Below are 17,524 nucleotides of genomic sequence, written 5' to 3'. Positions count from 1 at the left end.
TTGTACTTATTTATTAGAGAACAGCTCTATTCTACTCTGAGATCATTGGATTAGCAGCTATACATCATAGATAACACTCAGGTCAGACCAGCATTTACTTGTTGAATAGATAAAAACTCGCTGCTTTATTGGTTTTTATCACAAGAAACGTTACTCTAGTCACTCGTGCAACACAGAAACTAATACCACCTCATGCATTACGCTATCTCCCACCACAATAATGAGTTCCCTTACTTGGTTATACAACCGAGAAAAAGAAGCCTTAAACATGTATTACTGAGAGTCAATCAAGGCTTAGCTTTGCTAAAACTGGGGAAAATCGAATACGCCATTGAGGATGGGCAAACGGTTTGGTTGCCGTTTGATGCATTGGTTGGCCTTACTTTTTTCCCTAATACGCGCGCACAAAGGGTTGAAGTTTCTTCCAGAGTAACAGAACCACTACCTAAACAGGGTGGCTACGTAGAACTCACTCCGTTAGGTTCTGCAATCGTCGATAGACTCGGCGAAGAGCAACAATCCCAACAGGCGGAGAAAAAGCTTTTATCTGTGCTGCTCGATGAACTCGTCAATATGAAACCCGAGTTATCACAAAGCACTCTGACGGTGAATATTCAAAAGTGGTCATCATCAAAAAATGACAACACACTTTCGGCAGAGCAGCACATCACTTTAACCTTGCGAGAAGCGACTAAACGAGTTCAGTCGGGAGTAAAAAAATCACAAGTGATTCAGGATCTATTCGAAGGAAACGAGCAAGTATATAAGCAATTAGAACAAACCATTCTGGGACACAAGTAAAGAGTAAGTTTTATAGATAAAAAAGACCAAAATAGATTTTATTTTAATGAGTTACCGCAAATTTGCATGTTGCTAATAGACAACTAATCTGAGCTTTTAAGTACTATGCTCTTAATCGTAACTAATAAATTTGGTGCTACTTAATTAATGATAAATAAGCATTCACTCACTATGACACTATACTAGAAGACATAAGCGTTAATGACATGGGAAGTCGACAATGAAATTCAGCCATAAAATTGTGGCCGCATCATCTCTTTTATTCTTGGCCACAGTGTCTTTGCTGACACTGCAGCAATACTACACAGTTCAAAAAGAAGTCAAGTCTCTCGTTACCTCAAGTGTTGCAGAAATCGTAGATGGTGTCCGAGACACAACTGAAGCAGAGATCAATAGCCGTAAGATCATCGCTAACTATGCCACCAGCATGCTAGAAGCTAATCTCACACCGAGCGCAATGGAGATGGTCATCACCAGACCAATAGTAAAAGAAACATTTTTGCTGGCTGGTTTGGGATTTGAGAAAGATGGCTCCAATATCAACAACGATCCTGGGTGGAACCCTGGCCCTACATGGGATCCTCGCGCCAGACCTTGGTATATCGATGCCAAGAAATCAGGCGAGCTTATCATAACGGCCCCTTATGCAGATTCGGCAACGGGTGAAATTTTGGTGTCTATCGCCACCCCTGTTATGGATGGAAGCGAATTTATAGGTGCAATCTTTTATGATGTTAGCTTGGCAGGTCTTGCCGAACTCGTAAACAAGGTGCAACTCTTCAATGCGGGTTACGTATTCATTGTGTCTGGAGATGGAACAACCATTGCTCACCCCAACACTGAAATGAACGGTAAACCAATGAAAGATTTTCTCGGAGATGTCTCTATTCAAGAAGATCCCCGACAAATCTCTATTGAAGGAAAAGACTATACACTCGACTTTTCTAAAGTACCTGGTGAAAACTGGTATATTGGTGTGATATTAGACGAAGAAATTGCGTATCAATCCCTCGCCGATCTGCGTAATAGTGCCATTATATACACTGTCATCGCTTTGGTGATAAGTATGGCTATTCTGCTGGTATTAATGACAGCGTTAATGCGTCCCCTAGGTGCTCTTAACAATGCAATCCAAGACGTTGCCTCCGGCGAAGGTGATTTAACCCAGCGCCTAGATACGGCAACAGATCAGGAGTTTTCCCAGTTAGCCGAGGGTTTTAACTCATTTACGGGTAAACTTCAGCAGCTACTATCCCAATCTAAGTCAATTGGTGAAGAGATTCTGCGTGGCTCAGAGATGACCTCTGCGGGCCTTCAGGAGTCAGCCAGTGCAATGCAAGATCAGCTACACGAACTTGAACAGCTGGCAACCGCTATGCATGAGATGGCGGTCACATCAGGCAATGTCGCTAACAATGCACAAAGCGCTGCATCAGCCGCCAAAGATGCCGACGATGCGACGCAAATGGGGACCCGAGTCGTCGGTGATACATCAGCTTCAATCAGTGAACTATCTCAGCGAATTGATGAAGCCGTTGAGGAAGTAAAATCGCTAGAATCTGCTACTGACAATATCGAGACCATATTGAAAGTAATCAATGATATCGCCGACCAAACCAACTTGCTTGCACTTAATGCTGCGATCGAAGCGGCAAGGGCTGGTGAGTCAGGCCGAGGGTTTGCTGTGGTTGCTGATGAAGTCCGAACTCTTGCGCAAAGGACTCAAGAATCAACAACAGAAATTCGTAACATGATTGAGCAATTGCAATCTGGTGCCACATCCGTTGCCAATGCGATGAATATGAGTAAAGAGACCGCAAGTAACGCCGTAAAACGTGCAGAAGAAGCAAACAACGCACTCAACACTATTCGAGATGCCATACAAAGTATCAGTGATATGAATATTCAGATTGCATCTGCTGCCGAAGAACAAAGTCTAGTCGCAGAAGAAATCAACACTAACACTGTGAAAATTAAAGATTTATCGGAACAAGTTTCAGAAGCAGCGGGCAATGCTAACATTGCCATGCAAGCTCAAACTGAAAATATCAGAGAACAAGACGCTATACTCAATAAATTCAAGCTTTAACCCTATCCTAGGCTCTCTTTGTGAGAGCTTAGGAAAATTCAACGTACAGCAGTCAGAGCATCTAGGAAGCACAGGCACCTATGATAAAAACTATTCGTATCGATCTAATATCTGATATCGTCTGCCCTTGGTGCATCATTGGCTACAAAAATCTTGAGCACGCCTTGTCAAAGCTTTCGGACAGTCTCAAAGCCGATATCTATTGGCACCCCTTTGAACTCAACCCTATGATGAAATCCGAAGGCGAAAACCTCAGAGAACACATCGCAGAAAAGTATGGTACTTCACTTGAAGCCAGCATAGCCGCGAGGCAGACTATCTCTGAACTGGGTCAGGATTTAGGTTTTGAATTCAAATTTTCTGACGATATGAGGATTTATAATACACGTAAAGCTCATCAGTTATTGCTTTGGGCCCAGTCAGAAAGTCTACAGTTAGATTTAGAAATGGCTTTATTTCAAGCGTATTTCACACAAAGACAAGACATCAGCAATACCACAGTGCTGCTTAATATTGCAGAGTCACTTGGCCTTGAGCGCAATGTTTGCGAACTTGTTCTGCAAGATGAAAGCTGGGCAGAGGCGGTTTCATCAACAGAATACCAGTGGCTTGAAGCAGGAATCAATGCCGTTCCCGCCATGATAATTGACAAAAAGCACCTGATTTCTGGTGCCCAGCCAAACGAGATACTAGTCGAAGCCCTGATAGAGATAGCGAGACTTTGACCGCTCACTTTCTAATCTCTAGAACGCAGCTTATCTATGCCAGTCCAAAGCAGCAGCAACATAGCTCCAGCGACAACACCTATCAATCCACTCAAAACCGATGGAAGAAAAACACTAGCTAATGGTAAGTATGAAACCTTCATAATGATCGGCTCAACCCAATGGTGAATAAGAGGAACATTGTGCACCACAATACCGCCACCGACTAAAAACATAGCGGCAGTTCCGACTATAGCTAAAAATTTCATTAGTTTAGGAGCAAAAGTAATAAGGCTTTTACCCAGCCAAGCTCTTATTCCCTTCCCTTGAGAAACTCGATTCAAATAAAAACCAAGATCATCAAGTTTAACAATCCCTGCCACTAACCCATAAACACCAATCGTCATTAGCACAGCAATAAAGCTAACCACCATAATTTGTGTCACCATAGCGTGGCTCTGTACTGTGCCTAACGCGATCACTATGATTTCGGCAGACAATATGAAGTCAGTTCTTACAGCACCTGCTATCTTGCGTTTCTCATATTCTTCAATTGACCCTGATGGCACTTCATCCTCTTCTACCTCTTTTGCATGAAATAGGCTTTCTGCTATTTTCTCTGCTCCTTCAAAGCAAAGAAATAGTCCACCGATTAAGAGTAAAGGCATGATCAGCCAAGGTGCAATTGAGCTAGTAATCAGCGCAGCTGGCACCAAAATAAGCTTGTTACGAAAAGAGCCTTTTGCAACACTGAGCACAATGGGAATCTCTCGCTCAGCTGCAACGCCTGATACCTGCTGCGCATTAAGCGCTAAATCGTCACCAAGTACTCCTGCCGTTTTCTTTGCAGCCACTTTTGACATTAAAGCAACATCATCTAGTACTGTGGCAATGTCATCCAACAATGTTAATAAACTCGCACCAGCCATGAAGGCCCCTTTAGACATACTGATATGCTGTTAAATGTACCACCTAGATACTATTACTCAAACTTAATTGCTGACATAAATAGTAGTAAACAAATGTTATCTGCTTAAGTTATATGCATTGCTTCAACAAAAAAGGCCATTTATGCTGTGCTTCGGATTTACAAGGAATTTGGAAACAGACATGCAAACAAAGGAATTTTACCCCATAGGAGTCGCAGGTCAAAAGTGGCAGGATGCTGAGCGTCAGCAGTGGCGTGACAGTACCTCAATAAAGCGTAGCTACCATGAAGAGGTTGTCAGCAAAATATTAGCACTCAAGCACAGATTCCAAGTCGAGCAATATGGAGCGCTATCTTATGACCCTGAACGCTACCCTTTATTCTGCATCAAAAGCAATAACTGGGATACCAACAAACCCGTTGTATTGGTAACTGGTGGTGTGCATGGGTATGAAACAAGCGGTGTTCAGGGGGCACTTCTGTTTATCGAGAACAAGATGGAAAGCTACTGTGAGTATTTTAATATTATTGTTGCTCCCTGCGTTAGCCCATGGGGCTATGAGACCATAAACCGCTGGAACCCTCTTGCTACTGATCCTAACCGCTCCTTTTATTCGAACAGCCCAGCAGAAGAGTCGGCAAACCTTATCAAACTGGTGGGCTCAGTTGACGGCACCATTATGGTTCATTTCGATTTACATGAAACTACCGACACCGATGAAACAGAATTTAGACCAGCGTTAGCGGCTCGAGATGGCATCGAGTATACACCTGGCGAGATTCCAGATGGATTTTACACTGTCGGTGACAGTGAGAACCCGCAGGCTGATTTTCAAGCAGCGATCATTAAGTCTGTAAGCCAAGTAACTCACATAGCACCCGCGGACAAAAACGGAGAAATTATCGGCTCACCCGTTATTCAAACAGGGGTGATTAACTATCCGATGGTTAAGCTAGGACTGTGTGGTGGAGTGACAAACTGTACCTATGGCACAACCACTGAAGTCTACCCTGATAGCCCTAAAGCGACCCCACAGCAGTGCAATCTCGCGCAAGTTGCCGCAATTACTGGTGGTCTGGATTTCGTGCTCTCGAAACTTTAGTCGCTGGAGGCGACTCTGTGCTCGTTTATAACAGTTTATTTTTGTATTGTTCTGGCGTCTGTCCAGCGTACTTTTTAAACATTGCGATAAATGGGCTGGCTTGACGATATCCAAGGGTTAACGCCACCTCTTTAACCGAGTGCCCCTTTCTTAACAATTCCATCGAGTAGAGGTAGCGAACTCTTAGCCTCCACTCGGTGAAACTCATTCCTAACTCAGACTGACAATATCTCGCTAAAGTACGTTCTGTGGAATGCACTGTTTCTGCCCATTGTGCAAGGCTTCTATTATCCAGAGGGTTTTCTTCCACTTCCGCTAATATTTTTACTAAATATTTGTTATCTGAAGAGGGTAAGAAATGATGTTGTGTATCCTGAGTGGCCAGTTGATCAAGTAAGACCTGAATCAACCTCTTATCCTGTTCCGTCTGAGGTATACTAATATTTCTGTTGCGAAAATCATCAATGATGGTCAAAGCGATTGGAGAAATTTTTATCAAACTCGTGCTACTAGGAAAATATTTTGTTAGTCGCTGAGCAATGTTTAAAGAGCAGTACGACAAAGGTTTTCGGTTATAACTGGTATGCATCACACCCGCAGGAACCCAAATCGCCAAGTGAGGTGGAGCCAAAAATCGAGTGCCTTCAGCTTCCATTTCTAAAATGCCCCCACTAATAAGCTGCACTTGTCCCCACGGGTGGCTATGTATACGTGTTTCCGTATTCGACAGAAAAGCTTCGAAATTCATAAAAACGTCAGAGGGTGCTCTATCAATAGATAAGGATGGATGAAGGTGTTTAACCGACTTTCTCACACTTGTTACCCCAGCAAATAGGTCTTAGATGGGACTTTCAATCTCCCTAAGACTAATGTTAATTGCCATACAGTGTAAAATATTATTAATGCCGTGTCGAAACAAGGACTAGCCTTCACTAAGGTGTGTTACTTGGATAGCTATAACATAAACTTTTGTTGTAAAGCACAAAAGTTTAGGCCTTCAATCAAGGAGCTAACACCTTCTAAGCTTTCATCCTCAAACTTAACACCATACTTATAATAGCGCCCTATTTTTGAGACATTTTTCACCACGGCTTTCAATGTTTCCTCTATGACTGGAACATCTTTGTTTGAACTGCACATACTAAGGTGAACCAAAGACCCGATCCGATAATTGGCTTTATCTCTATCAACCACAATCAAACAGCCTTGTTGAGAAATATCCCTAATTTGACATGGATATTTTTTATCTTCTGGATCTAAAACCCCGTCGAGGTTGATCTCTAAACGGACACTCTCGCGCAATCCAACCACAACCTGAGTGGAAGCAGGTAGTGTAACTAAAAGTATATCGGTATCCCCTCCACTTAACACATATTCAATTTTGGTCTTAAAGTACACCCGAGCCCCTTCTCCTTTGGGTGAAATAACACAAGCCTGAAGAGGATAACCTTGACGCATGTAAACTAATTTCTCTTGAGGTGACACTGTTGGCATCTCAAGCAATAGAATGCTTTTTGAATGCAGACCTATATATTTTGTTCGACATTTAAGAAACTTGCCGGTAGGAGTAGAAATAACGCAGGCAACATCACAAAGTGGCATAACCGTATCAAAAGCATCTTCGCCATGTCGAATCGTACTTGCCGTTTCTGTAGGGCCACTCTTGCTACTTTCTTCATGCTCGACATTTGAAGAACTGCTTTGAAGGTTATCTTCAGAACTTAATTGCTGTTTGGTATCCGTTTGATTTTTCTCTGCAACGCCCAAAGCCAAGCCCTCTCTTATATTGGTTTATTCTCTAAACCTTAGTATGAACTCATACTTATATGAGAATATAAGACACGACTCAGCTCACAATTTCATCAACTATCGATGTAAACCAGCATGAAGACCACACTCCAACTATGTAAAACAATTCTGCAAAACACCCCCAAAGTCTCATTTTTAAGCGAAAAACTCCAACGCTAAGCAAACATAAGCAACCTAGCGCCTATAGTTTTGTGTAGTTCTGTGAAAATACTATGATCTGGAAAATGGAGATTAATGATGTCACTACGGCTCAGGTTCATATTTGCCATATTGGGAGCAATCACCCTCTCTCTTGTTGCAAGCACATCCATTAGTACTTATCTATCGACGGAAGAAATGCGTTCTGTGTTGCTCAAACAAAGTCGAGACAAATTGACCGCCAAAAAAGAGCTGGTTCGAGCCGAAGTGGAGAACTATTTCTCCGATATCGAAGGGCAAATCACCTCCATGGCCAACAACATCGCAACCAGAGAAGCCGCGGTTGACTTTACGCAAGCTTTCCTAGCGTATGAGCCTATCAGGCGAGTCAGTTCCTCAGAAGTACAATCGAAAGTTAAAAACTACTACCTGAAAGAGTTTGCTGTTCAATATGATCAACTCAACCAAGATAAGGTCAATGTTCCAGATATGTTTTCTGGTTTATCTAGTTTGACTTATAACATGCAATTCGACTTTATTGCTAATAACCCGCATCCACTCGGTAACAAAGATAAGCTCACCGAATTAAATAACACGTCAATATACGCAAGAGAGCATGAGCGTTTTCATGACTCTTTCCGCCAATTTCTCCAAACATTTGGCTACTATGATATTTTCATTGTCGAGCCAGAAAGTGGTCATATAGTCTACAGCGTCTTTAAAGAACTCGATTTTGCGACCAGTTTAAAAACGGGTCCGTATTCTAATTCCGGCATTGGGCAAGCATTCAAGAAAGCGTTGTCTCTTGATAAAGGAGAAGTATATCTTACCGACTTTGCCCCTTATCTTCCCTCATACAATGCACCTGCAAGCTTTATGTCCACTCCGATCGTCGATAAGGGTAATCTCGTTGGCATACTCATCTTTCAAATGCCCATTGATGAGCTTAACAATATTATGACTCAAGACGGCCAGTGGCAAAGTAGAGGGTTTGGTAATTCAGGAGAAATCTATCTTGTGGGCTCTGATGGCACATTAAGGAATGAAAGTCGGTTCTTGGTGGAAGACAAAAGCGCATACCTAGAGACCATCCGTAACAAAGGGCTCGCCGCCGCAAAAGATATCGAACTTAAAAACACCAGTATCTCTTTACAGCCGGTCAATACGCCGGGAGTCACTGAAGCATTAAGAGGCATCAATAGCTTTGATATCTTCGAGGACTATCGAGGGGTTCCTGTACTCTCTGCTTATGGACCAGTCAAAGTGCCCAATCAAGTGTGGGCAATCATGTCGGAAATTGACGAAGAAGAAGCTTTTGCACCTAAAGAAGCCTTAGGTAATTACATTGCTTCAGCCGGCGCTGCAACAACTCTTATTATGGTTATCATTTTTGGTGGGCTGTCTGTTCTTTTGGTTAACTACTTACTCCAACCACTTTACGTGTTGAAGCGCCAATTCAGTGAATTAAACTCTGGAGACGCGAATTTAAATATTCGATTAAAGATGTCCAACATTCCCGAATTTGATTCAGTGACACGGAGTGTGAATACCTTTATTGAACAGATAAAAGTTATCATAGACTCGGTGAAAGCCAGTACCAATGTGATCACTCACTCAAGTAAGCAGCTCAGCAAGATCACCGATAATTCATATAAAGCAGCGGAAGATCAAACCAAACAAGCAAGTAGTGTTACCGAATCCATGATGCAATTTAATGAAGCGTTACTTGAAGTTTCACAAAGCAGTGCAGCAGCATCCGACTACACCCACCAATGCAGAGAAAACGCATTACTCAACGCAGAGCAAGCCCAGCAGGCAGCGCAGCTTGTTGAACGTACTGGGCAAGAAGTGCAATCTTCTGCAGAAGCACTTTCAGAGTTGCAAGATGAAGTGCAAAAAATAAACAGTGTTTTGAAGATTATTACAGGTATTGCAGAGCAAACCAATTTGCTTGCTTTAAACGCAGCTATTGAAGCAGCTCGAGCAGGAGAAAGCGGACGTGGCTTTGCCGTTGTGGCTGATGAAGTACGTCAACTTGCCACAAAAACCCAGAACAGCACCATCGATATCCAAAGTAATATATCTCGTTTATCAGAAGTGACACTATCAACTGTCCACTCTATGGAACGCAGTAATCTCTCTGCCCAAGAAGGCATTAAGCTGGTGAGCGATGTAAGCAGCAATCTACGTGATTTAAGCTCAAAAATTGACGAACTAGCGACGATTAATGCTACCGTTGCTGCAGCGACTGAAGAACAAAAAGTCAGTTGTGACGAGATCAATAGAAACATATCAAACGTTAAGTATTCTTCTGGCGATCTTAGAAATGCATCGGAAGAAATTGATTGCGCTGCGCTTGGTCTCGCAGAGGTCTCAGGTAGTTTAAAAGACTTAGTCAACCGCTTTAAAGTCGCTTAATTTCTTACTAGATACAATAGGAAGGCTCACTTTTTAAGTGAGCCTTTTCAATTCCCAAATATTCTATTGAATTGCTATTTATGAGCTAAAGTCATTAATCCAGCTATTCGCTTTATCCAAACACGTCATTATGGTCTTATCATCAAGCATTGTTTTGGATTGCAGACTTGCTAACGCTTTCCAATCCGACATTTCGATAGCCTCAGCAATACCCAACAAATCTCCTAAGGTCCCTTGTCTATGAACCAGCGCAGCAACAAGAGAATCGGAAAGTGTTAATGAAGCCAGTACATCTTTTAACGCCATATCGAGTAAACCTTCGATCAAAGATAGCATGCCACATAAGTACGCTGACTCAGAGGCAGACGCATCATTAACATTTTGTGCCAGTCCTTCCATAAACTTGGCTCGCATCAATAGATTTCTTAGTAATATCGAGGGTTTGCTTGGCGAAAGCGCAGAGGCCATGGAATAGGTCACGTACTTGCGTACCCTATCGCCGCCGAGATAAGAAAGCGCTTGCTGAGTGCTTTCTATCCGTGTACTTACTCGTGAATCACTGTTTACAAAATTAAGTAGCTGAACGGAAAGTGCAGGATTGCGCTCAACGATTTGATTAACCTTTACGATATCGATATCTTTTGTAGCAACTAAGGCCGAGAGTTTAAATATGTCCATTGCAGAGGCGGTGAGCTTTTGGGTTTTAATTACCTCAGGCTTTTGATAAAAATAGCCCTGAAACAAATCAAAACCACATTTTTGCGCTTGAACAAACTCTTTATGGTCTTCAACTTTTTCGGCAATAAACTGGATATCCGTATTCTTGAAATCTCGAATAATACTCGCACATTGATTAAAAGATAACGCTCTGACATCGAGCTTGATAAAGTCAATTAAAGGGTAGAAACGATCCCACTCGGGAGCGGGAACAAAATCATCAAGTGCCACTAAATAATCTTTTTGCTTTAGATCGACAATAGCATCATATAAGTCTTGAGTTGCCGAGCATGTCTCCAATATTTCAACCACAATATCTTCGGGCGAAAAGTCACAAGGAAGGCCTTCAATCAGGTCAATGTATTCGAAATTGACAAAGCCTCTTTTCTCACTGAGATTTCGCTTTTGTAGAGTCAGGAACTGCTCTGATAGCAAACGCATCGTGGCTCTTTGCTCATAGGGCATATTGAACGCGTTTGTATCACCTTCTCGGTACAAAAGTTCAAAGGCAAACAATTCTTTGTTTTTGTCGATGATAGGCTGCCTTGCCACAACCGACACCTTGGTAGGTCGAGTACTCTTAGTTATCTGATTCATAATATTACCTGACGCTAGTTAACAGATGTCACACAAACATCTTTCAAATGGTTCTGTTGAACCATAATTGTTATATCGAAAGTGTAGACGAGGTTTAGCGCTTTAAATTAGTGGCAGTCGAAAACGTCGAGCACCCCACAAACAGCCGAATGTAAAAAGTCAACTAAGATAAAGGAAACTGTCTAGTGATGCATAGACATCCTTACTCAACCTCATATTATTCTGTGATTGAGTTGCTTTCGTGGTCACAAGACGTAAAATTGCGCCATCCCCTCACACAAGGATACTATAAGTGAAAGCCATTAAGCGTCATCAAGAGATCATAGAGCTGGTGCAGACACAAGGATTTGTAAGTACTGATGAATTGGTTGAACGTTTCAGCGTTAGCCCTCAAACTATACGCCGAGACCTTAACGAATTAGCTGATGATAATAAAATTCGTCGTAATCACGGTGGTGCGACTATCACATCTAGTGCTGAGAACTCCTCTTATCAAACTCGCCAAATCACTTATCAAAAAGAGAAGTCACAAATTGCTTTAGAACTCGCAAAACACATTCCTGATGGCGCTACCTTGTTTATTGATATTGGAACCACTCCTGAAGCCATAGCGCGGGCTTTACTCAGTAATCATCATCACCTACGCGTAGTGACAAATAATATCAATGTCGCGACAATCCTGATGTCCAAGCCAGATTTCAAAGTCATACTTGCAGGTGGAGAAGTGCGCGGGAAAGACGGCGGTGTAACAGGTGAAGCAACCCTTGATTTTATCTCACAATTTAGGCTCGACTTCGGTATTTTAGGGATCTCAGGAATTGATTATGATGGCTCCCTACTCGACTTCGATTATCACGAAGTACGAGTGAAAAGAGCCATTATTGAAAACAGCCGCTCAGTATTACTCGGTGTCGATCACAGTAAGTTTGGCCGTAACGCTATGGTGAAGCTAGGTACGATCGCCGATGTTGATCTCATTATCACAGACAGAAAAGCGCCCAAAGAAATTGAAAGCTTCGCCAAAGATAATGACACATTATTACAAGTCGTCACATAAACACTAAAAAGGCAGAACGCTTCAAAGCGCTCTACCCAGTTTACGTCCAAAACTAGCTAGAAACATCTATATCTGTCTCAGGCACACAGCAGCATGCGAGTGCAATCCCCATATTTCGCTCAGAATCTTGCAATCCCGGAACATCAGGCTGATGAACCTTGCCAGACTGAATCGTCACTTTACACGCACCACACAAGCCAGCTCGGCAACTGTTTGCAATACTTATTCCGGCCTCTTCTGCTTGATCTAACAGCGGCTTTTGGTTGTCGCCAGTAAAAATATGCCCGTTGACACTGAGTTGAAGCGATTTTAATGGCTTAGCGCTTATGTTCGAGACACCAAACGCCTCTTGGTGATAGCAGTCTTCGGGTAACCCCTTTTTCAGCAACAAGCTTTTCGCCTTTTGCATAAATTCATCTGGGCCACAGACAAAGACCTGTTTTTTCTCCACATCTTTGATCTGTTTGAGGTGTGATAGGGTCAAACGCCCTTTTAGACCAAACCAATCAACAGGAGGTTGCGATAAAGAAATTAACACTCTCAGGCCCGGATGCTTCTGTTTTAATTCATCGAGTTCTTCTTTGTATGGAATATCCTCGACACTTCGGCACTGATGATAAAAGAACACATCGTCCGCTTGATCGTTATCAGACAAATATCTGAGCATCGAAAGCATCGGTGTCACACCGCTTCCTGCAGACAAGAGAAGAATGGGCTTATTACACTGCTCATCCAGATGAAAGCTGCCCTGCGGATATTCACACACCAAAGAATCGCCAACATTCAAATGCTCATGGAGCCAGTTTGATACTCGACCTTCGTCAATACGTTTTACCGAGATTGCTAGTCGACCAGGTCTTGATGGGCTGGAAGATAAGGTATAACGCCTTGCAACTCTCTCATCACCGATTTGAATCGAAATGGGTAGGTGTTGCCCTGGCAAATACTTAGGCACTATGCCAGATTGAGGTTCCAACCAAAAGGTAATGAAGTCTCTTGCCAAAGGTTCTTTTTCAACACAAGTCATCTTTAACTGTGTTGGCGAGTTGTCTGGATAAAATTCTTTTTCCTTATACTCAAGGACTTCAACTCGATCACCTTGGCGAATCATACCCTCATTTTTTGCAACAAGGTTTTGCCCAAAAAACACACCACCTCGCTCATTCGCTCTAAATTGAGACAAGGTTTTAAGCGGTTCTTTGGTCTCTCGAAGTTTACCTATACTCACATCGACGGTGGTCATAATGCAACGTTCACAAGGCTTTACAGACTCAAATTCCACTTCACCAATGCGAATACGCTTCCAGCTGTCCTCTTCAAATGGCTCGGTAGTTGACACAATGAGATTGGAACGAAACTGATCCATTGAATGTTGCTGAGGACTACGGCGATTAAGTTCGTCAAGCGATCCTTGCCCTATCACAAGCATCGGGTAACCATCGGCAAAGCTCACATTATGCCCTACCTTTTCACGTACTCGGTTTGATTGTTCACCACTAAAGAGCAGTTCGACTCTTAAATTCAGTACATCGCTAAACCAATCATCAGCTTCATCTGTGGTTGTATAAGCCGCAAAGTTATCTTTCCAAACCTGAGCTGGCGTCTCTTGCATTTTAAAGTCAGCATATCGAAGCTTAAGCGGTGATTTACCCTCGGCAACAAAAATTAAGCCATCGGCGGTTAAGCTCGATTGAATGGTGACCATCTGAGGGTACTTACGGGCTGTGATCATGGATCCATCAGCTAAGGCCAACATAAAACGACGATCAAACATAAGGCCCTGCTTTTCCACCCAGCAGTTAGACTGAGTAATGCCACCTAGTGACTTAACTGGATACACATTGATTTGACAAAGGCTTGGTGCTGACATGCTATCCCTAAAAGTTTTCATTATTTTTGCTATTATACCTAACTCTTGTTGAAATTTTCATATCCGAGTAAATATTGATTAAAAATGTGGTTAAGGCGCAAAACCCTTATTCCACTTGACTCATAACGACAAAAATTAGATGCATTTAGCAGCACTTTGCTCTATCATCCTGTCGCCTAAACGTAAGCGTTTGCCTTCTCATTTTTCACGCTTGTTTAGGCTCCAATCCGACAACTAAAATTATGGTGGGAGCAACAATGACAACACTTACGATCACTCGACCCGATGACTGGCATGTTCACTTACGCGATGGTGATGTTTTACCTGATACAGTAAGAGACATAAGCCGATATAATGGCCGAGCTCTTATCATGCCAAATACTATCCCACCCGTCACTGATACTGAAATGGCGATAGCTTATCGAGATCGCATCATGGCTAACCAGCCCAATGCTCATTTTGAGCCCGTAATGGCTTTGTATTTGACGGATAATACGTCGGTAGATGAAATTAAAAAGGCTAAAGCCAGCGGTAAAATTGCGGCCGCAAAATTATACCCGGCTGGCGCGACAACCAATTCAGATTCAGGCGTTACTTCGGCAAAAAATATCTATGCCGTACTGGAAGCGATGCAAGAAGTCGGAATGTTGCTACTTGTTCATGGCGAAGTCACCCATCATGACGTGGATATTTTTGACCGTGAGAAGGAATTTCTTGATACCGTTCTTGCTCCCATCGTAAATGACTTCCCAAATCTTAAAATTGTGCTTGAGCATATTACCACTGCTGATGCGGTAAACTTCGTTAATAGCGCTAACGATAACCTTGCTGCAACTATTACGGCTCATCATCTTCTCTACAATCGTAACCACATGCTTGTAGGGGGGATTAAACCTCATTTTTACTGCTTGCCGATTTTAAAGCGTAATACCCACCAAGCGGCTCTCATTGGTGCAGCGACGAGTGGTAGCAAGAAGTTTTTCTTGGGCACTGATTCTGCTCCTCATGCCAAGGGAATGAAAGAAGCAGCGTGCGGCTGTGCAGGCTCTTACACAGCGCATGCAGCACTAGAACTATACGCAGAAGTGTTTGAGCAAGAGGGTAAGTTAGAAAACTTGGAAGCTTTTGCAAGCCACAATGGACCAGATTTCTATGGCCTTGCTAGAAACTCAGATACGGTAACACTGACAAAAGAAGAATGGCATGTCCCAGAATCCATGCCGTTTGGGAATGATATCGTTGTGCCAATTAGAGCCGGTGAAAAGATAAGCTGGAAAGTCTCATAAACTGGAGCTTTACGGGAAGGCCACTCATGTGTGGCCTTATTCTATCGTTTAGCTGAGCGCAGATTTCTTCGGTTTAAAAACAATCCAATCAATTAAACCAAATAGCACAAGAGCCAAGCAAGCTAAAGGAAAGCACACCGCAATAAATATAAGTCCTGCAATGCCCGCTTTCCAAAGGCCATCGCTCTCAAAGTGCTTTGGTATCCCCATGCGAGTTTTTCCTGACGGTCTTCGGATCCACCACATCACTAATCCAGATACTGATATCAATAGAAAAACAAGGCAAAACAGTACATTTAACACCTTATTAATGATGCTCATATCCCCTTGATGAAGAGACACACCTGCTGCCATTAGCTTTGCCAACACACTGTAGTCATCCCAACTAACGTCGACCAAAATATCCCCTGTGTATTGATCGATATGCGTGGTTTTATCCAAACGTGGGTCGGTAACGTCCCCGCCCATTGAATTTGCCGCGAGCGTAAAAACGCCTTTTTCAGATTGAGGGAGAAACACCTTGTATTGCGTGAATCCAAGCTTTTTCGCCTGCTCGATTACGGAATCAATATTGATTGCGTGCTCGCTAATCGTAAAGTTCGTTTCTCCAGCGTGGGTTGTGGCACCATGAATATGTCCGCTTGATTCGGGCAGTGCCGCTTGTTCAAGGTTCCATGGTAATTCTTTGTCACTGCCATGGTTAAGATCAGCGTGAGTAAGATTAGACTCAGGTTTATCGCCCCAAGTGTAATAGACAGGAAAAGTATTCCAAGCCTGCACTAATTTTGCGCCCCATACACTTGTCCAAGCTAGACCAGATAGTAAAAAGAACAATAGGACAAACGAAAACAAAGCGGCAAAGTTTGCATGTAAATCTCTCATCAACAGGCGCATATTTGAGAGCCGAATTTTAAAGAAGCCAGCTTTGCTGGCATTGTCTCTAGGCCACCACAAATACACGCCTGTAATAATCAGTAATATGCTCAGGCTCGCCGCTATCTCAATCAAATAATCCCCCCATTGGCCCATCAGCAAAGTACCATGAATATCATTAGCTAGCTGATACCAGCTATCAGTGCGATCAATTTCACCTATTACTTCGCCTGTGTACTGGTTTGTCGTCACCAGAACCGAGCGACCATCAGCTAAACGAACATCGAATTTATTTGCCAAACTGGGGTCTTTAGAGGGGATGTATTGAGTAACTTTCCCGAGAGGGTAAGCCTTTTGTACTTTGTCTAATTGGAGAGAGACAGGAAGTGCAACAGATTCAGGCACAACAATTAGTTCATCGTGATACCTAATCGTTTCGATTTCATCATCAAATAGCATGACCAATCCAGTTAGACTGAGCATAATCATGAAAGGAATAACATATAAACCTGCATAAAAATGCCAGCGCCAGACCATAAAATATCTTGATTTAACTTTAGTTTTGTCCGTTGTAGGACATGGAGCTTCCTTAGGTGAAGTCTGAATTTGACTACCCAACATGGTACTTTCCTTTTTTGACGCGCAAGCAAGAGCATCAGTCAAAGCCAAGTACTTTGCCTACGCTGCGTTTACTTTAAATGTATGATTTTCTGTATTAAAAAAGGAAGGTGGTGGTGCTCTGGCAAAGGCTAATTGGTATCGTACGCTAGGTGCTAAAAAAGCATAATACTCACTGATTACATAAGTAATGCGTGTTACGTAAGATGGGGTTGGAAGCGTGTATTGGTGAAAACAAGAAAAGTGACCGAAGGGGCAAGCCTTACCATGCTGAGTTGTCGGCTTTCCTTCTTCAACCTGAACTAATTTAAAGCCATTAAGCGTACATAAGCTCGCCCATACCCCAGCATTTGGACCATGCGCATTGATGACAGGCATCAATGCAATCAGTGCCCAGCTTAGGGCACTGATCGTTAGCATCAATCGATTAAACTTCTTCCGCCGAGGCATCATTACTCTTCAATTATTCAAAGGCCTTAATGCGTGAAAATTTCACACAATCATACAGATAGTGAC

General features: G+C 42.7%; 14 protein-coding genes. 7 read left to right on the top strand and 7 right to left on the bottom strand.

Annotation, left to right across the window (positions count from 1 at the left end):
- The first annotated feature begins 192 nt into the window (after positions 1-192).
- The 3 genes from FIV01_RS14860 to FIV01_RS14850 all read left to right on the top strand — a co-directional run bounded on the left by FIV01_RS14860 (position 193) and on the right by FIV01_RS14850 (position 3,615).
- Positions 193-801 carry an AraC family transcriptional regulator gene (locus FIV01_RS14860; RefSeq protein ID WP_152431792.1) on the top strand — a complete coding sequence of 203 codons (609 nt, stop codon included), beginning with the start codon at positions 193-195 and terminating at the stop codon, positions 799-801.
- Between the two features lie 220 nt (positions 802-1,021).
- Positions 1,022-2,890 carry a methyl-accepting chemotaxis protein gene (locus FIV01_RS14855; protein WP_152431791.1) on the top strand — a complete coding sequence of 623 codons (1,869 nt, stop codon included), beginning with the start codon at positions 1,022-1,024 and terminating at the stop codon, positions 2,888-2,890.
- A gap of 80 nt (positions 2,891-2,970) precedes the next feature.
- Positions 2,971-3,615, top strand: coding sequence for a DsbA family oxidoreductase (locus FIV01_RS14850; protein WP_172971855.1), 645 nt, complete (start codon positions 2,971-2,973; stop codon positions 3,613-3,615).
- Between the two features lie 11 nt (positions 3,616-3,626).
- On the opposite strand, the gene FIV01_RS14845 is transcribed toward FIV01_RS14850, so the two are convergent.
- Positions 3,627-4,523, bottom strand: coding sequence for a DUF808 domain-containing protein (locus FIV01_RS14845; protein WP_152431790.1), 897 nt, complete (start codon positions 4,521-4,523; stop codon positions 3,627-3,629).
- Between the two features lie 181 nt (positions 4,524-4,704).
- Here FIV01_RS14845 and FIV01_RS14840 point away from each other — a divergent pair, with 181 nt between their 5' ends.
- The gene (locus FIV01_RS14840; protein WP_152431789.1) at positions 4,705-5,625 is read left to right on the top strand and encodes a M14 family metallopeptidase; all 921 of its coding nucleotides are present in this window, start codon (positions 4,705-4,707) and stop codon (positions 5,623-5,625) included.
- Between the two features lie 25 nt (positions 5,626-5,650).
- Here the strand turns inward: FIV01_RS14840 and FIV01_RS14835 are convergent, their stop codons facing one another.
- Both FIV01_RS14835 and FIV01_RS14830 read right to left on the bottom strand, forming a co-directional pair.
- The gene (locus tag FIV01_RS14835; RefSeq protein ID WP_152431788.1) at positions 5,651-6,439 is read right to left on the bottom strand and encodes an AraC family transcriptional regulator; all 789 of its coding nucleotides are present in this window, start codon (positions 6,437-6,439) and stop codon (positions 5,651-5,653) included.
- A gap of 140 nt (positions 6,440-6,579) precedes the next feature.
- Positions 6,580-7,398, bottom strand: a complete 819-nt coding sequence (locus FIV01_RS14830; protein ID WP_246210504.1) for a PilZ domain-containing protein — start codon at positions 7,396-7,398, stop codon at positions 6,580-6,582.
- A 270-nt stretch (positions 7,399-7,668) separates the two neighbouring features.
- On the opposite strand from FIV01_RS14830, the gene FIV01_RS14825 reads away from it, so the two are divergent.
- Entirely contained in the window at positions 7,669-9,990 is a 2,322-nt protein-coding gene (locus FIV01_RS14825; protein ID WP_152431787.1) for a methyl-accepting chemotaxis protein, read from the top strand.
- Between the two features lie 78 nt (positions 9,991-10,068).
- On the opposite strand, the gene FIV01_RS14820 is transcribed toward FIV01_RS14825, so the two are convergent.
- Positions 10,069-11,304 carry an EAL and HDOD domain-containing protein gene (locus FIV01_RS14820; protein ID WP_152431786.1) on the bottom strand — a complete coding sequence of 412 codons (1,236 nt, stop codon included), beginning with the start codon at positions 11,302-11,304 and terminating at the stop codon, positions 10,069-10,071.
- Between the two features lie 292 nt (positions 11,305-11,596).
- Between FIV01_RS14820 and FIV01_RS14815 the strand changes: the two genes are divergently transcribed.
- Positions 11,597-12,361 carry a DeoR/GlpR family transcriptional regulator gene (locus FIV01_RS14815; protein ID WP_152431785.1) on the top strand — a complete coding sequence of 255 codons (765 nt, stop codon included), beginning with the start codon at positions 11,597-11,599 and terminating at the stop codon, positions 12,359-12,361.
- A 52-nt stretch (positions 12,362-12,413) separates the two neighbouring features.
- On the opposite strand, the gene FIV01_RS14810 is transcribed toward FIV01_RS14815, so the two are convergent.
- Positions 12,414-14,231, bottom strand: coding sequence for a hybrid-cluster NAD(P)-dependent oxidoreductase (locus FIV01_RS14810; RefSeq protein ID WP_152432742.1), 1,818 nt, complete (start codon positions 14,229-14,231; stop codon positions 12,414-12,416).
- Between the two features lie 257 nt (positions 14,232-14,488).
- Between FIV01_RS14810 and pyrC the strand changes: the two genes are divergently transcribed.
- Positions 14,489-15,517: a dihydroorotase gene (gene pyrC, locus FIV01_RS14805; protein WP_152431784.1), complete on the top strand. Its 1,029-nt coding sequence runs from the start codon at positions 14,489-14,491 to the stop codon at positions 15,515-15,517.
- Between the two features lie 48 nt (positions 15,518-15,565).
- Here pyrC and FIV01_RS14800 read toward each other — a convergent pair whose 3' ends face one another.
- Both FIV01_RS14800 and FIV01_RS14795 read right to left on the bottom strand, forming a co-directional pair.
- Complete coding sequence (locus tag FIV01_RS14800) at positions 15,566-17,011, bottom strand: PepSY-associated TM helix domain-containing protein (RefSeq protein WP_152431783.1); 1,446 nt, start codon at positions 17,009-17,011, stop codon at positions 15,566-15,568.
- A gap of 57 nt (positions 17,012-17,068) precedes the next feature.
- Positions 17,069-17,458 (bottom strand): hypothetical protein, encoded by a 390-nt coding sequence (locus FIV01_RS14795; protein WP_152432741.1) that lies wholly within the window; start codon positions 17,456-17,458, stop codon positions 17,069-17,071.
- Between the last annotated feature and the right edge of the window lie 66 nt (positions 17,459-17,524).

Source organism: Vibrio aquimaris (assembly GCF_009363415.1).
Lineage (GTDB): Bacteria > Pseudomonadota > Gammaproteobacteria > Enterobacterales > Vibrionaceae > Vibrio > Vibrio aquimaris.
Note: the sequence above shows the minus strand (reverse complement) of the source record. Positions and strands in the feature narration are given on the sequence as shown.

Excerpts from the sequence above, each read along its gene's own strand:
- FIV01_RS14840 (WP_152431789.1), top strand. The coding sequence starts at position 4,705 with ATGCAAACAAAGGAATTTTACCCCATAGGAGTCGCAGGTCAAAAGTGG.
- FIV01_RS14850 (WP_172971855.1), top strand. The coding sequence starts at position 2,971 with ATGATAAAAACTATTCGTATCGATCTAATATCTGATATCGTCTGCCCT.
- FIV01_RS14820 (WP_152431786.1), bottom strand. The coding sequence starts at position 11,304 with ATGAATCAGATAACTAAGAGTACTCGACCTACCAAGGTGTCGGTTGTG.
- FIV01_RS14795 (WP_152432741.1), bottom strand. The coding sequence starts at position 17,458 with ATGCCTCGGCGGAAGAAGTTTAATCGATTGATGCTAACGATCAGTGCC.
- FIV01_RS14825 (WP_152431787.1), top strand. The coding sequence starts at position 7,669 with ATGATGTCACTACGGCTCAGGTTCATATTTGCCATATTGGGAGCAATC.
- FIV01_RS14845 (WP_152431790.1), bottom strand. The coding sequence starts at position 4,523 with ATGGCTGGTGCGAGTTTATTAACATTGTTGGATGACATTGCCACAGTA.
- FIV01_RS14855 (WP_152431791.1), top strand. The coding sequence starts at position 1,022 with ATGAAATTCAGCCATAAAATTGTGGCCGCATCATCTCTTTTATTCTTG.
- FIV01_RS14860 (WP_152431792.1), top strand. The coding sequence starts at position 193 with ATGCATTACGCTATCTCCCACCACAATAATGAGTTCCCTTACTTGGTT.
- FIV01_RS14800 (WP_152431783.1), bottom strand. The coding sequence starts at position 17,011 with ATGTTGGGTAGTCAAATTCAGACTTCACCTAAGGAAGCTCCATGTCCT.
- pyrC (WP_152431784.1), top strand. The coding sequence starts at position 14,489 with ATGACAACACTTACGATCACTCGACCCGATGACTGGCATGTTCACTTA.
- FIV01_RS14810 (WP_152432742.1), bottom strand. The coding sequence starts at position 14,231 with ATGTCAGCACCAAGCCTTTGTCAAATCAATGTGTATCCAGTTAAGTCA.